The organism is Qiania dongpingensis (assembly GCF_014337195.1).
Taxonomy (GTDB): Bacteria; Bacillota; Clostridia; order Lachnospirales; family Lachnospiraceae; genus Lientehia; species Lientehia dongpingensis.
This window is the reverse complement of the sequence record NZ_CP060634.1, coordinates 154829-169001: the sequence shown is the minus strand read 5'-3', so window position 1 is coordinate 169001 and position 14173 is coordinate 154829. Positions and strand designations below refer to the sequence as shown.

Genomic DNA, 14173 nt, shown 5'->3' with positions numbered 1-14173 from the left:
CGGCCTCTGTTCATAGACTATAAAAAACGAAAGGGGTAAATCTGCGTGAAAAAACTCTGGTTTCCTCTATGCATGCTGCTTCTTTTTCTCTTTTGCATCTCTCATCCTGCGGAAGCCATTCCTGGAGCGGCGGCCGGCCTTTCCCTTTGGTACTGTACGGTTCTCCCTACGCTGCTCCCCTGCATCGTCCTTTCAAGCTATCTGATCTCTACAGAGCTTGTAAAAAAACTGCCTCCCGGCCCGTTTGCATTTGTCATCGGGTGGTTCTGCGGCTACCCAATGGGGGCAAAAGCAATCGCCGATCTATATAAAACAGGGCGGCTGTCCAGAGAGGACGGAAACCTGCTTTTAATCCTCTGCTGTGAACCCAGCCCCATGTTCCTCACCGGATTCTTATGCACTGGTATGCTGCACCTTCCTATTCTGCAGGTACTTCCCTGCCTGATTGCCATTTATCTTCCGCCGGTGCTCTGCTATGGCGCGGCCATGGCTGTCCGTCACAAAAAAACGGAGATATCCCGGCATTATGCACCGATAGATGCAGAGAGGTCCGATACTCTGTCCGAAAATGAAAGAAGCGAAGGAATCCTGGCTTCTTTCCTCCGATTTGAAGGGGCGATGATGGACGGGTTTCTGGTCATAGCCAAAATAGGGGGCTATCTGATGTTTTTCACAATGCTCTCCTATTTTTTCCGGGACAGATGTCCGATACCGCTGTTGAATACTCTGGTACCGGGGCTCCTGGAAATGACATCCGGAATCGCCTTCACAGTCCAGTCCGGCCTTTCCCGCACTCTTGTGGTCGCTCTCTGTTTTACCTATACAGCATTCGGAGGACTTTCCGGTCTCGCGCAGACGGCCAGCGTCCTAGGCCGCACTCCGCTGTCCAAACGAAGCTACCTTTTCTGGAAGCTTCTGCAGGCAGCTATGACCTTTGTTATCCTATTTTTACTTTTCCCTCTTCTGCAGGCATGAATACATACAGCTGGAACTTTCCTATAGAAGAACAAAGTATGCATCTTATACAACTAAATACTTTTTGGAATCATTCCTTAAGAGTCTTTACCAATACATCGGCAGAAGTTCCGGACCGTCACGATTTCGGTTCGCTGGCGATTCAGGGGCCGCTTTATCCCCGCTCCGGAAGTACCGCTCACAGTCGGCAGGAAATCTTTATGATTTCCTGTCTCCGGTTCGCTCAGAAACGGAAACGGTATCTCCGTTTCTGCCTCCTTACGCCTGGGGAACACCGGCCTCTGCCCTGCGGCGCTCACCTTTAGGCCGGCCCGGAATCTTTCTGCCGATGCTCTCTCTGCCGCACCATTTCGGATGATTTCCGTTCTAGCGATTCCAGAAAAGAATCGGATATCCACACGGCTCGCGCGCCTGACGGCAGCGAGCTGCGGTGGGCCGCCCCAATAGATTTTACAACAGATGAGAGCTTATTTCGGTGCGGAAGAAAAAGCAAGAAAAAGGATTCGATTCCATCGTAAGGCGAGTGCCGCAAGGCGTTAGCAGGATCTTCCCGGCCGCAGGGAGGTAAAAACCGAATCTCATGCAGGTTTTTATTGGAATCTGACATGGAAAAATATCGATTTATCCATGTCAGTTGAAAAGGACCGACTGGAGGCCGTAAAGATTCTGGTTACGGCTGCCAGCGAGCCGCCTGGATGGAATCGGATTTCTTCTTGCTTCTTCTAGCTATAAAGATAAGTTTGTTATAAAGATATTTAAAGGTATGAAATAAAAACGGGGATGCCGCTGGCATCCCCGCCTCATTTTTCTTATTCCAGCATATCGGCGTTCAGAACGCCGTTATCCTCCGGTACTGCCTCTGCCCTTCTGTCTTCTGCGGTGGGGGCGGCCTCCGCCTGCGGCACCTGCAGTTCATTCCGGTTATTCGTCACGATATCGCCGGTGGACTGAAGTGAATCAATAAAAGAGTTGAATTTACCGGTCGTCTGTTCGATGGCAAGATTGATTATGGACTGAAGCCCCTTGAGCATATCATCCGTATATCGGATGGCCCCCTCACGAATGTTGTCTGAATCAGCCACAGCGTCGTTGATGATCTGCTGAGCCTGCCCGTTGGCCTGATCCACTACTTCACCCGCCTGCTGGTACGCCTGCTGCATTACTTCATGCTCACTCACCATCTCAGCAGTATGCTGCTCCGTCTCAGCGATGATTCCCTCCGCCTGAGCCTGGGCTTCTGCAAGAATCCTTTCTGCATCGGCACGCGCACTTTCAATGATGTGATCCGCTTCTTCCTTCGTGGAGCTCAAAATAGCCTCCTTATTGCTGATGATCTTCTGATATTTCTTGATCTCATCGGGAGTGCGCAGGCGAAGCTCCACCAACAGCTCTTCCATCTCATCTTTGTCCACGATGATCTTCTTATTATTGGTAAAGGGCTGTGCTTTACAGCCATCTATGTACTCCTCAATCTCGCTTATCAACTGTTCAATCCTGCTCATGTCCTGTTTCCTCCCAAAGATTATTTATCACTCAAATTTCTTCAGCACCCGTTCCACAATCAACGCAGGCACGAAAGCGGAAATATTTCCGCCGTAACGAGCCATTTCACGGACGATACTGGAGCTTAAATAAGCATATTTCAAATCTGTCGTCAAGAAAATCGTATCCATTTCCGGACAGATGATCCTGTTCGTCTGTGACATCTGCAATTCATATTCAAAATCCGTGATGGCGCGCAAACCTCTGACTACCATCTTTGAGCCGCATTGTCTGGCAAAATCCACGAGGAGACCATCGAAAGCCTCGACCCTCACATTCTGCAGATGTACCGTCACTTCCTTTAACATAGTAACACGTTCCTCTACAGAAAACAACGGATTTTTTGAACTGTTGTTCAGGACTCCCACCACCAGCTCGTCTACCATTTTGGATGAACGCTCGATGATGTCCAGATGCCCAAGTGTGACCGGATCAAAGCTCCCCGGATATACGGCAATCCTCATACCTGCTCTCCTTTATCTGAAGTCTTATAGCTCTTTCATCGAAATAAACACATGTTTATTGGTCTTATACTTCTTTTCACGTACTATCGTAAATATGGTGTCTTCCAGATAAGAAAAATCCGTATCAAGAGACGCTTCCACAAGGATCAGCGTGACTTCATCCACCAGTCTGGAGTGGCTTAAGCAGGTCAGCGTTTCTCTTTCCAAATCCTTTCCATAAGGCGGATCCATATATATGATGTCAAAGGCCTCATTTCCCGCATCTTCCAGCTTCCGCAGTGCGGTGAGGACGTCACATTCCATCAGCACCGCGTGTTCCTCCAGACGGGTGACAGAAAGATTCTCCCGGATACAGGCAGCGGCTTTCCGATTCTTTTCTACAAAAACACATTCCGACGCCCCGCGGCTCAAAGCTTCAATGCCGATGGAACCGCTCCCAGAAAACAGATCCAGGAACCGGCTGCCGCTCACATCTGCCTGAATCATATTAAAAAGGGTTTCTTTGATCCTGTCTGTAGTCGGCCTGGTATCCAGTCCGTCCAGTGTCTTCAAAGGCAGCCGCCTGGCTGTCCCAGCTATCACTCTCATTGTTGTTTCCTCAATTCTAATCCGTTCATAAATAATTTTCACCGGATTGGTTAGCTTGTTATATTATAGTATGGATTGTTTTTTCAATCAAGTATTTAATCATTACATTTTTATGAGGAATTAACAAATTCTGACAGAAGAATCAGAAGTTGCCAGTGTATTATTTTATTGCATGCACATAATAAGCGTGTACCAAATAACAACCGAAAAGGAGGTGCTTCACATGTCTAAGAGCACAGGAAGCAGCAATCAGGTAAACGTACCTGAAGCAAAAGAAGCAATGGATCGCTTCAAAATGGAAGTAGCAAACGAACTGGGTGTACCGTTAAAGAATGGTTACAACGGTGACCTTACTTCTTACCAGAATGGTTCCGTAGGCGGATATATGGTTAAGAAGATGATCGAAGAGCAGGAAAGACAGATGGCTGGCAAATAAATAAGGCCTCTGACCTGAATGACCTGGAAATATAATAGTTTCCAAATGGAAAATGGCTGTCCGGACAAAAATGCGGACAGCCATTTTTCTTATTTTCAAGCGGCTCTCAATAAATTTCTTTTCTTCTGTGCTTAAGCAGCGGAAGCTGCTCTCTTGCGCGTTCTACTTCCGTCAGATCTATTGTTTTCGTCAAAACGGTCTCGTCTTCTTCCGCTTCGTATAGAATTTCACCCCATGGCGATACCAGGATGGAATGTCCGTATGCGATATAGGAGGCACTTTCGTCTGCGGCCGGAGAAACACCTGCCACAAAAATCTGGTTGTCCACTGCCCGGCTCCGGAACAAAAGCTCCCAATGTCTTGGTCCGGTCGTCCGATTAAAGGCCGCCGGGCAGAACACCATATTTGCCCCGTCCTCCACCATTCTGCGGAATAGCTCCGGAAAACGGATATCATAACAGATACAAAGGCCTATCATACCAAATTCTGTGGAAAAAACCGTCGCCTTATCTCCAGGCGTGAGCGTATCGGACTCTTTAAAAAACTGACCGCCTTTGATATCAATATCAAATAAATGGGCTTTCCGGTGCTTTGCGATGACACGGCCCTCACGATCAAAGACGAAAGAAGTGTTATATACCTTCCCAGTGTCATCCCGCTCCGGAAGGCTGCCTCCGACCAAATACACATGATTTTCCGCGGCGGCAGAAGAAAGTCTTCTTACGCTTTCTCCGTTCTCATCCTCGGCATATATAGGAAAATTCTCTGTTTCATAAGGACAAGTGAACATCTCTGGCAGTATGACAAAATCCGCTCCGTCTTTTGCGGCGGTTTTGATCTTTTCTCCCGCAGTGAGCAGACTGTCTTCTTTCGTTTTCCTCACCCTCATCTGAATCATTGAAACCTTACAGGATAATTTCATATCCGCTTCCTTTCATGCCCGGAATTTCCTTGAAAACCCATTCCGGCAATGCTATACTTGCTTTGTGGCACAGACGGCAGAGGCCGTCTGCCGTATCCTGATCTTAAAAACATTTCCTAGGAGTGCGTATCATGGAACAGAATAAAAAAAAGAACATTGTTACCGCGGTCATTGACCACATTTCCAGCTGTATGGCGCCAGTTATTCCCATTCTCGTGGCGGGAGGGCTGATTAAGCTTCTGGTCATTATCCTGACCATGACGGGAGCACTTTTGGAGGGCAGCCATACAGAACTTGTCCTGTCCATAATCGGAGACGCTCCCCTCTATTTCCTGCCTTTTTTCCTCGCATATACGGCTTCTGTCCATTTTCATGTGAACACAGTACTGGCCATAGGCGCCGTCGGAGCAATGATGAGCCCCGCCTTTGTGGAGCTGGTATCTTCAGCAGGGAAACTCTCTTTCGCGGGAATTCCCCTGGTGAAGGCTACCTATGCGTACAGCACCATTCCCATCATTCTGCTGATCGCGGCCATGATTCATGTGGAAAAGCTGGTACATAAATTAATGCCCAAGGTTCTGGACGATATTCTGTCTCCCCTGGTGATCCTGCTCCTATCCTCTTTGCTCGGCATCCTTTTGATCGGTCCCATCGGCACTCTGATCGGAAACTTTCTGTCCGGCATCATGGTATGGCTCCAGGCTCATGCGCCTGTGGCTGCCTGGGCTCTGTTTGCCGGCCTTTCTCCCCTCTTCGTCATCACCGGGACTCACTGGGTATTCGTCGCGGTGGCTCTCAGTCAACTGGGGACGTTCGGCATGGAAGACGGTGTCATGGTGGGATTTTTCATCCTTACGCTGTCACAGGCGGGCACCTGTCTGGCCGCTTTTTTCCGTGCTAAGACATCCGCTCTGAAAAAGCTGGCCTTGAGCTGCGCCGTCACAGTCTTTCTGACCGGCGTCACAGAACCGCCCATCTACGGCGTATCACTTCCGTACCGGCGGCCGCTGATCACCTCCATGATCGGAGCCTCCATCGCCGGCGCTTACCAGGGACTTGTCACGATCCACTGCTATGTATACGCCTTTCCGGGGATGCCGTCTTTCCTGATGTTTGCGGATTCCGGTGAACCGGACAATCTCATGAAAGCCATGATAGCCGCCGCCATAAGCTTCGCAGCATCCTTCCTCCTGACTCTTGTCTTCGGAGGCCGTTTCGATGGGGACAGCCAGACGGAAGAAGCCGTTCATGCCTAAATCAGTCAATACCCCAGCTCTTCTCCGACCAGCACTACCTTGATCCTCCCGGCAGGACTGCAGTTTCTGGTGATCAGGACCTGATTGCAGATACAGTCGGGTGATATGCAGTCCCCGCATGCGCCGGTAACCGTACACGGCGTTTTTCTCTGAAAACGCTGCTGATTTGTGGGAGCGGCTATGGTCCTCGCCCGAACCAGCGCATCATCCGCTGTCTTCGCCACTTTATTCATGCCGGCGACCACTATGACATATTCCGGTCCATATACGATCGCTGCGACGCGGTTTCCCGTACCGTCCACATTTACCAGCTGTCCGTCTTCACTGATTCCATTGGCGCTGGTCAGATAGTATTCCGCAGACATGGCGTCCCTGTATGCTTTCTTCTTTTCTTCTTCATTCTCTGCCTTATCCCGGTCGATCGTCCGGTAATTCCCCCGGTTCAGCGCATCCGTAAGTCCCATATCCCGGATGGTCATGGAGCCTCCCCATGATACAGACGACTCTTCCGGTATTAACTCCAATACCTTTTGAAGGGCTTCTTCTTCTGTGGGACAGTAATATGCCTCGAAATGACGGTTTTCCAGATTCTTCACTACGGTAATGCCGCGCTTTTCCTGAAATAGTTCTTTAGGTGTTTTATCCATGTTTCCTTCCTCCTGTTCTTCTCCCGTTTGACGGATGACCTCATATAAGTATAGAATAGCATAAGATCACCGGAAAAAGCAATGTAAAGAAGGGTTCGTATCCTCTATTGCCCGATACACCGGAGCAGCCGTTTCATCTCCTGTATCCCTCGCTCCTGTGACGTAATGATCGCTTCAAGAATCGGGACAAGCTCCCGGCATATGGAATAGTTAAGTACATTTTTCGACATCCGGACCGCACCTTCGTGGTGGGGGATCATCTCTCTCATGAAATCAGCATTGATATTATTGTCGGAACAGGCATTTTGCATCTGAAAAAACATGGTCTGCGTAATCTGCCGGAAATGCCTGTCATAAAGGCACAGATCCTGTTCTGAATTACAAAGCCCGCTGCAGTTTTCCAATATCTGCTGCATATTTTCAATGCTTCTCGTCTGATCGCTTATGATATTCTGAGCGATGTTCTGTACAGGAATTGAGGTCGTATACTGCAGAATATTATACGACATTTCAATGGCTGCCCGGTGATGGGGAATCATCTGTACGATAAAGTTATGAGACAAGCTGTCTGTCAGCTCTGCTTCTGTCATTTCCGAGATCATATCCTCCAGTATTTCATAAAAACAACACAGATATTTCTTGGTAACATCACTGAATGGCTGTCTGCAAGACATATGGTATCCCTCCTTTTCCTTTTAGATTATTCACTATGCCGATAACAGGTGACCCCTTTATTTTTCAGAAAGGAGGAAACGTAAAAAAATGCCGGCAAACAAGAAGATTGCCGGCATTTTTCCGTATTCGTTTCCTTTAATCACAGTTTTAAGAGAAGTTCTGTCAGTTCTTCCACCGTATCGACGATATGGCCGGCGCCTGCCTGTGAAAGCTCTTCATAGCCTCCATATCCGTATGTGACGCCCACAGAATTCACGCCGGCTTTCAATGCGCCGAGGATATCGTGCTTCCTGTCTCCTACCATGAAGACGTTTCCTTTCTCTTCCGGTCCTGCGCCGAACCGTCTTAAGGCCTCTTCGATGACCTCACTCTTCTGAACACGCTCGCCGCTCAGTTCACTCCCCGTCACAAACTCAAAATAATCCAGGATTCCGAAATGCCTCAGAATCGGTTCCGCGAATACCCAGGGCTTGGAAGTCGCAACCCCCAGGCGTATGCCCGATTCCTTAAGCGTTCTTAGCATATCCTCTATACCTTCATAAATCTCGTTTTCATACATTCCTTTTTCAGAAAACCGCTCCCGGTATTTCTTGACGGCTTCATCCGCCTGCTCCGGTTCAAAACCGCAGTATTCCATGAACATGTCCTTTAACGGGGGCCCGATGAACGGCGTCAGCCGGCCGAGATCCGGCTCCGCATATCCCAAAGCCTCCATTCCATACTGGACACATCTGGTGATCCCTTCCTTCGGATCCGCAAGAGTGCCGTCCAGATCAAATAAGATTATCCGTGCCATTTTATTCCTCCGTAACTGCCAATTTCTTAGTCTTCCACCTGCCGCTGGCAAACCTGCTCCCAGAGATCAGAGCTCCCACAATCCATCCGATGGGAATCGCCCACCAGATTCCACTGGCTCCCATAGGGGAAGCGGCCAAAATATGGGCACCGGCCACGCGGACGGAAAAATTGCACAGAGTGGCGAGCATGAATACCCGGACATCGCCGGCCCCCCGGAGGACTCCATTAAAGACATTCATCGTGCCCATCACAACGTAAAAGGAAGAAACCACCCGCATATAATGGACTCCTACTCCTATGGCCTCCGCACTCTTTCCGCTGTCCATGAAAGCTCCTATAAAAGCTCCTCCGAAGAAATACAGAATCACCGCCAGGGACACAGAGATTGAGGAAGCTATGATAAGACCGGAACACATCCCCGACTTGACCCTCTCCGTTTTTTTGGCTCCCATATTCTGAGCCGTAAAGGTGGACACCGCGTTTCCGACCTGTACCATAGGATTGATGGCTATCGTATCAATCTTGGTGGCTGCCGTATATCCTGCGATCACGACAGAACCATAGCTGTTCACAAGTCCCTGAACAAATACAAGCCCCAGCGACACAATGGACTGCTGGATGGTGGTAGGGACCGCCAGACGGAACATCTGCCCCAGCAGATGGCCGCTGAACAGCGCCGGCTTTTCTATTGTCTCAATCCTTCTCACACTCCTTATGAGAACAAGAAAAGAAAGGACTGCGGAAATCCCCTGGGCTATCAGCGTCGCCCATGCCACACCCGGAACTCCCATATGAAGCCCGATCACAAAATACAAGTCCAGTATCACATTGAGGATGGAGGACATGGTCAGAAAGATAAGAGGGAACCTTGACTCCCCCAGAGCATTGAAAATGGAATTCAAGATATTATACATGAACAAAAACACCAGGCCCATGCAGTAAATCCGCAGATAAGCGGCGGCATCCGCAAAAATATTTTCCGGCACCTTCATAGATCTCAGAATCCATTCGTGGGCCGCCAGACCGAATATGGACAAAATTACGCTGAGCACCAGCATGGAAATCAGCGCAGTGTGAATGGCCAGCTTCATCGTATCCATATTCTTGGCCCCAAACAGCTGGGAGATCACCACGGAACAGCCGATACCCATGCCGATGGCGATGGCGATAAACAGAAATGTGATTGCCGTGGTGGTCCCGACCGCCGCCAGGGCATCTTCACCCACGAAATTGCCCACTACCATGGAATCCACCACATTATAAAGCTGCTGAAACAGATTCCCAAGCACCATGGGCATTGCAAATTTGAACAAAGTAGGAAACGGTTTTCCCACAGACATATCCTTTGCCATAATTTAAAACTTCCTTATTCTGATTTCTTTGCGAGCCTTTTGTTCACTCCATTCCTAAAAGTACCACATTTTCTCTGTTTCTACAAGGAATATATTGCGGCATTTTTTTAATTGTGCTATGCTTGTTCCTGATGCTGTTTGAAATCAAGTGAATGGAGTGAGTTTATGACAGAAGAAAAAGTCAAAATGACACAGCCTCAGGAAAATAAAATGGGGGTTATGCCGATCAATAAGCTGCTGATCAGCATGTCTCTTCCCATCATGATTTCCATGCTGGTACAAGCAATGTATAATATCGTAGACAGTGTATTCGTAGGACGGCTGTCGGAAGCCGCCCTTACAGCCGTATCCATGGCATTTCCCATTCAAAGTCTCATGATCGCCTTCGGCACCGGTACTGCAGTCGGCATCAATGCGTATCTTTCCAGGAATCTGGGAGAAAGGAATTTCGCTCAGGCGGATGCCGCCGCTATCAACGGAATTTTCCTGGCATTTTTAAGCTATATCGCCTTTGCCGTTTTCGGCCTGTTCGGAAGCCGGTTCTTTTTTGCCAGCCAGATACAGGATGAAGTGATCGTCCGGTACGGAACGGATTATCTGACCATCTGTACGATGGTGTCCATCGGCCTTTTCATGCAGATGACGCTGGAACGTATCCTGCAGTCCACCGGAAAAACAATCTATACTATGATCACCCAGGGGACAGGCGCCATCATAAATATCATCTTTGATCCGATCATGATCTTCGGTCTGTTCGGTTTTCCCCGCATGGAAGTGGCGGGAGCCGCAGCGGCTACGGTCCTTGGCCAGTGTGTCGCCGCCGTAATGGCTCTCATTTTCAATTTAAAGAAAAATGACGAGCTGCACTTCCGGTTCCGCAAATTCCGTCCAAGCGGCTACATCATCCGGCAGATCTACAAGGTCGGGATTCCCTCTATTATCATGCAGGCAGTCGTCTCCCTGATGACTCTCTTAATGAATGGGATTCTCCTGATGTTCTCTTCCACTGCCGTATCGGTTTTCGGAGTATATTTTAAGCTTCAGAGCTTTGTTTTCATGCCGGTCTTCGGCCTGAATAACGGCATGATTCCCATTGTCGCCTATAATTTTGGAGCGAGAAAGAAAAAACGGATCATAGATACCATCAGACTGAGTGTCGTTATCGCGGTCGGCATCATGGCAGTGGGCTTTGCCGTGTTCCAGATCTTTCCGGAAGCCCTCATCCGGATGTTCAACAGCTCCCCTGATATGATTTCCATGGGGGTTCCCGCCCTGCGCCGAATCAGCCTCTGCTTTATATTCGCAGGCGCCGCCATCGTTATCTCCTCTGTGTTTCAGGCTCTGGGAAATGGGTTTTACAGTCTGCTCATTTCCCTGATACGGCAGATCTTCGTCATCGTACCCGTCGCTTATTTGTTCGCGGTCACCATTGGCCTGGACGCCGTTTGGTTTGCCTTTCCAATCGCGGAGATCGTTTCAGCCGCCCTGTGCGTCGTTCTCCTGATCAGAACTTACAGAAAGCAGTTAAAAAACATACCGGATTCCGTGCCGGAAAGCGTCTGAATCAGAATATCCAAAAACCCGGAAGGGAACTGCACATAACAAGTGCAGTCTCTTCCGGGGTTTTTTTATACCTTGCCGCACGAAGCGCGCCTGCCCGGAGGGCATGAATTAAGGGGTGCCCTTGGGTATACCTTTGAATATCTTTTAAACAAACTTACCTTTATAACCAGATGAGGCAGGAGGAAATCCGCTTCCATCCAGGCGGCTCGCTGGAATCGGATTGTTCCTCCTGCTCCTCCTCCCGCACCAAAGCGGGCTTCTGTTTGTTTTGAAAGCTATTGGGGCGGCCAACCGCGGCCCGCAGCCGTAAGGCGCGCGGGCCGTGTGGATATCCGATCCTTTTCTGGAATCAGGGGAACGGAAATCATCCGAAACGGTGCGGCAGAAAGGATACCGGCAGAACGATTCCGGGCCGGCCTAAAGGTGAGCGCCGCAGGGCAGAGGCCGGTGTTCCCCAGGCGGAGGGAGGCAGAAACGAAAAATACCGATTTCGTTTCTGAGCGAACCGGAGACGAAAAATCATCCGGATTTTCCGCCGACATGTGAGCGGTACTCCCGGAGCGGGGATAAAGCGGCCCCTGCATCGCCAGCGAACCGAAATCGTGACGGCCAGGAACTTCTGCCGGTGTCTAACTGGAGCCTGATCAGAGCCAACGATAAATGATTCCAAAAAGTATTTTGTATCATATTTACATGGATCCTGCGATTGCCTTGACAAGCGCTTCCATCTGCGGAAGCTGTTCTTCTTTGAGCGCGGATCTGATCGTCAGCTCCTCGGAAAGAATCGTCATGTTCTTCATGGAAGATATGATTTCCTTCATCTGACGGCCTGCCGCCGGAGCCCAGGTCCCGTTCTCTATCACCGCCACTGTGCGGTTCTGCAGATTATGTGCCTTAAGCTCCAAAAGAAGTGTCTCCATGGGAGTAAAAATCCCTCCGTTGTAAGTGGAAGACGCAAATACCAGATGACTGCACCGGAAAGCCTCAGAGAGTATATAAGAAGAATCCGTCACCGATACGTCATACATGGCGATATTCTTCACTCCGGCATCTGCGAGACGGGAAGCGAGGACGTTCACTGCATTTTCCGTATTTCCATAAATGGAGCCATAGGCGATCATCACCGCCGAATCCTCCGGCGTGTAACTGCTCCACGCTTTATATTTGTCTATGAACCAGCCGAGGTTCTCTCTCCATACGGGTCCATGGAGGGGGCAGATCATCCGGATGTCCAACGCGGAGGCTTTTTTCAGCAGCGCCTGTACCTGCGGGCCGTACTTTCCTACGATATTCGTCAGATATCTTCTGGCGTCATCCAGCCAGTCCTTCTCAAAATTCATTTCATCCGCATAAAGATTTCCGCTCAACGCGCCGAAGGTGCCGAAAGCATCTGCGGAAAACAGAGCTCCGGTGACGGAATCAAAAGTCACCATCGTCTCCGGCCAGTGAACCATAGGTGCCATGACAAACGTCAAAGTATGCTTTCCGGTATTCAAGGTATCCATTTCTTTTACCAAGAGAATCCTGGAGTCCACATCAAAAGAATAGAACTGTTTCAGCATGGCGGCTGTTTTTGTATTGCATACCAGTTTCACATCCGGATAACGAAACACCACGCCGGAAATGGCCGCGCAGTGGTCAGGCTCCATATGGTCGATCACCAGATAATCCAGATTCCTTTCTCCCAATACGTGGGCGAGGTTTTCAAAAAACAATTCACTTATGGAAGAATCCACCGTATCCAGCAATACAGTCTTTTCGTCCATTAAAACATACGCATTATAGGAAACTCCATTCGGTATGGGATAAATATTTTCAAACAGCGCCAGCCTGCGGTCACTTCCGCCAATCCAGTATAAATCTTCCGTAATATTCTTCACACAGTACATAATCTGTATTTCCCTCCTGTATTCAGTCTGTCCGGTATTATTGCTCCCAGGGAATATTGGGATGTTCGATTCCTTTATCCCGGAGCATCAGATCTTCCACTGCGTCGGAGGCTTTCTTTCCTTCAAAGAGCACTTTGTTGATCTCCTTCGTAATGGGCATCTGCACCCCGTATTTATCCGCCAGCTTGGACGCGGCTTTCGCAGAATAGACGCCTTCGACGACCATCTGTACTTCTTTCATCGCCTCATCCATGGTCTTTCCCTGTCCGATGAGGATGCCGGCCCGCCTGTTCCGGCTGTGCATGCTGGCACAGGTCACGATCAGATCGCCGACTCCGCTCAGACCGTACATGGTCTCCATCCTGGCTCCCATTTTAAGGGCCAGCCTGGTAATCTCCGCCATCCCTCTGGTGATCAGAGCCGCCTTTGTATTGTCGCCGTATCCGAGGCCGTCCGCGACGCCGGCCGCAAGGGCTATGACGTTTTTTAAAGAACCGCCCAGCTCGATTCCCATGATATCAGGACTTGTATAAACCCGGAAAACGCTGCACATAAAAATGTTCTGGATATATTCCGCTGTCTTCTTATCCCTTGCTCCCACGACACAGGTGGTCGGGATCCCTCTTCCCACCTCTTCCGCATGGCTGGGGCCGGAAAGGACCGCTACATTCGCACAGGGAATTTCTTCCTCGATCTGCTCTGAGAGTGTCATCAGGGACTCCTCTTCAATCCCTTTCGCCACATTAACGATGATCTGCCCATTTTCCACAAAGGGAGCCATCCTTTTCGCTGTGGCACGGGTAAATACAGAGGGCACAGAGAGGACCATAAGGTCCGCTCCTTTTATGCAGGCCTCCAAATCCCCGGTGATTTCCATATCTTCCGGTATCGGTACGCCCGGAAGATTCTTGTGCTCCCGTTTTTCCCGGAGCATATCCACCTCTTCTTTTATCGCTGACCATACCTTTACCGTATGCCCCTTCTTGTACAGCAGAAGGGATAAAGCCATTCCCCATGTGCCGGAACCGATTATGCTGATATTCGCCATGATTTCTTCTCCTTCAGA

General features: G+C 49.4%; 16 protein-coding genes. 5 read left to right on the top strand and 11 right to left on the bottom strand.

The features are described from left to right. Positions 1-45: 45 nt before the first annotated feature. Complete coding sequence (locus H9Q78_RS00740; RefSeq protein WP_249302982.1) at positions 46-975, top strand: hypothetical protein; 930 nt, start codon at positions 46-48, stop codon at positions 973-975. Positions 976-1052: 77 nt separating this feature from the next. On the opposite strand, the gene H9Q78_RS00735 is transcribed toward H9Q78_RS00740, so the two are convergent. The 4 genes from H9Q78_RS00735 to rsmD all read right to left on the bottom strand — a co-directional run bounded on the left by H9Q78_RS00735 (position 1053) and on the right by rsmD (position 3569). After that, the gene (locus tag H9Q78_RS00735; RefSeq protein ID WP_249302981.1) at positions 1053-1373 is read right to left on the bottom strand and encodes a hypothetical protein; all 321 of its coding nucleotides are present in this window, start codon (positions 1371-1373) and stop codon (positions 1053-1055) included. A 411-nt stretch (positions 1374-1784) separates the two neighbouring features. Next, a complete protein-coding gene (locus tag H9Q78_RS00730; protein WP_147595813.1) occupies positions 1785-2477 on the bottom strand; it encodes a DivIVA domain-containing protein in 693 nt (230 codons plus the stop codon). 27 nt (positions 2478-2504) lie between these two features. Further along, positions 2505-2981, bottom strand: a complete 477-nt coding sequence (coaD, locus tag H9Q78_RS00725; RefSeq protein WP_249302979.1) for a pantetheine-phosphate adenylyltransferase — start codon at positions 2979-2981, stop codon at positions 2505-2507. Between the two features lie 24 nt (positions 2982-3005). After that, entirely contained in the window at positions 3006-3569 is a 564-nt protein-coding gene (gene rsmD / locus H9Q78_RS00720) for a 16S rRNA (guanine(966)-N(2))-methyltransferase RsmD (protein WP_249302978.1), read from the bottom strand. A 223-nt stretch (positions 3570-3792) separates the two neighbouring features. Between rsmD and H9Q78_RS00715 the strand changes: the two genes are divergently transcribed. Beyond that, the gene (locus H9Q78_RS00715; RefSeq protein WP_147595810.1) at positions 3793-4005 is read left to right on the top strand and encodes an alpha/beta-type small acid-soluble spore protein; all 213 of its coding nucleotides are present in this window, start codon (positions 3793-3795) and stop codon (positions 4003-4005) included. 106 nt (positions 4006-4111) lie between these two features. Here H9Q78_RS00715 and H9Q78_RS00710 read toward each other — a convergent pair whose 3' ends face one another. Continuing rightward, positions 4112-4927 carry a carbon-nitrogen hydrolase family protein gene (locus H9Q78_RS00710; RefSeq protein ID WP_249302977.1) on the bottom strand — a complete coding sequence of 272 codons (816 nt, stop codon included), beginning with the start codon at positions 4925-4927 and terminating at the stop codon, positions 4112-4114. 131 nt (positions 4928-5058) lie between these two features. On the opposite strand from H9Q78_RS00710, the gene H9Q78_RS00705 reads away from it, so the two are divergent. Continuing rightward, a complete protein-coding gene (locus H9Q78_RS00705) occupies positions 5059-6183 on the top strand; it encodes a PTS transporter subunit EIIC (protein ID WP_249302976.1) in 1125 nt (374 codons plus the stop codon). A gap of 5 nt (positions 6184-6188) precedes the next feature. On the opposite strand, the gene H9Q78_RS00700 is transcribed toward H9Q78_RS00705, so the two are convergent. The 4 genes from H9Q78_RS00700 to H9Q78_RS00685 form a co-directional block, all read right to left on the bottom strand. After that, positions 6189-6830, bottom strand: coding sequence for a lactate utilization protein (locus H9Q78_RS00700; protein ID WP_249302975.1), 642 nt, complete (start codon positions 6828-6830; stop codon positions 6189-6191). A gap of 104 nt (positions 6831-6934) precedes the next feature. Further along, positions 6935-7504: a DUF305 domain-containing protein gene (locus tag H9Q78_RS00695; RefSeq protein ID WP_249302974.1), complete on the bottom strand. Its 570-nt coding sequence runs from the start codon at positions 7502-7504 to the stop codon at positions 6935-6937. Between the two features lie 140 nt (positions 7505-7644). Further along, positions 7645-8301, bottom strand: coding sequence for an HAD family hydrolase (locus H9Q78_RS00690; protein ID WP_249302972.1), 657 nt, complete (start codon positions 8299-8301; stop codon positions 7645-7647). Position 8302: 1 nt separating this feature from the next. Continuing rightward, positions 8303-9655: an MATE family efflux transporter gene (locus H9Q78_RS00685; RefSeq protein WP_249302971.1), complete on the bottom strand. Its 1353-nt coding sequence runs from the start codon at positions 9653-9655 to the stop codon at positions 8303-8305. Positions 9656-9820: 165 nt separating this feature from the next. Here H9Q78_RS00685 and H9Q78_RS00680 point away from each other — a divergent pair, with 165 nt between their 5' ends. After that, positions 9821-11218 carry an MATE family efflux transporter gene (locus H9Q78_RS00680; protein ID WP_249302969.1) on the top strand — a complete coding sequence of 466 codons (1398 nt, stop codon included), beginning with the start codon at positions 9821-9823 and terminating at the stop codon, positions 11216-11218. A 324-nt stretch (positions 11219-11542) separates the two neighbouring features. Continuing rightward, positions 11543-11764 (top strand): hypothetical protein, encoded by a 222-nt coding sequence (locus H9Q78_RS00675; protein ID WP_249302967.1) that lies wholly within the window; start codon positions 11543-11545, stop codon positions 11762-11764. Between the two features lie 143 nt (positions 11765-11907). On the opposite strand, the gene H9Q78_RS00670 is transcribed toward H9Q78_RS00675, so the two are convergent. Both H9Q78_RS00670 and H9Q78_RS00665 read right to left on the bottom strand, forming a co-directional pair. Next, positions 11908-13107 carry an FprA family A-type flavoprotein gene (locus tag H9Q78_RS00670; protein ID WP_249302965.1) on the bottom strand — a complete coding sequence of 400 codons (1200 nt, stop codon included), beginning with the start codon at positions 13105-13107 and terminating at the stop codon, positions 11908-11910. 37 nt (positions 13108-13144) lie between these two features. Next, positions 13145-14155, bottom strand: coding sequence for an NAD(P)H-dependent glycerol-3-phosphate dehydrogenase (locus H9Q78_RS00665; protein ID WP_249302963.1), 1011 nt, complete (start codon positions 14153-14155; stop codon positions 13145-13147). Positions 14156-14173 lie beyond the last annotated feature (18 nt).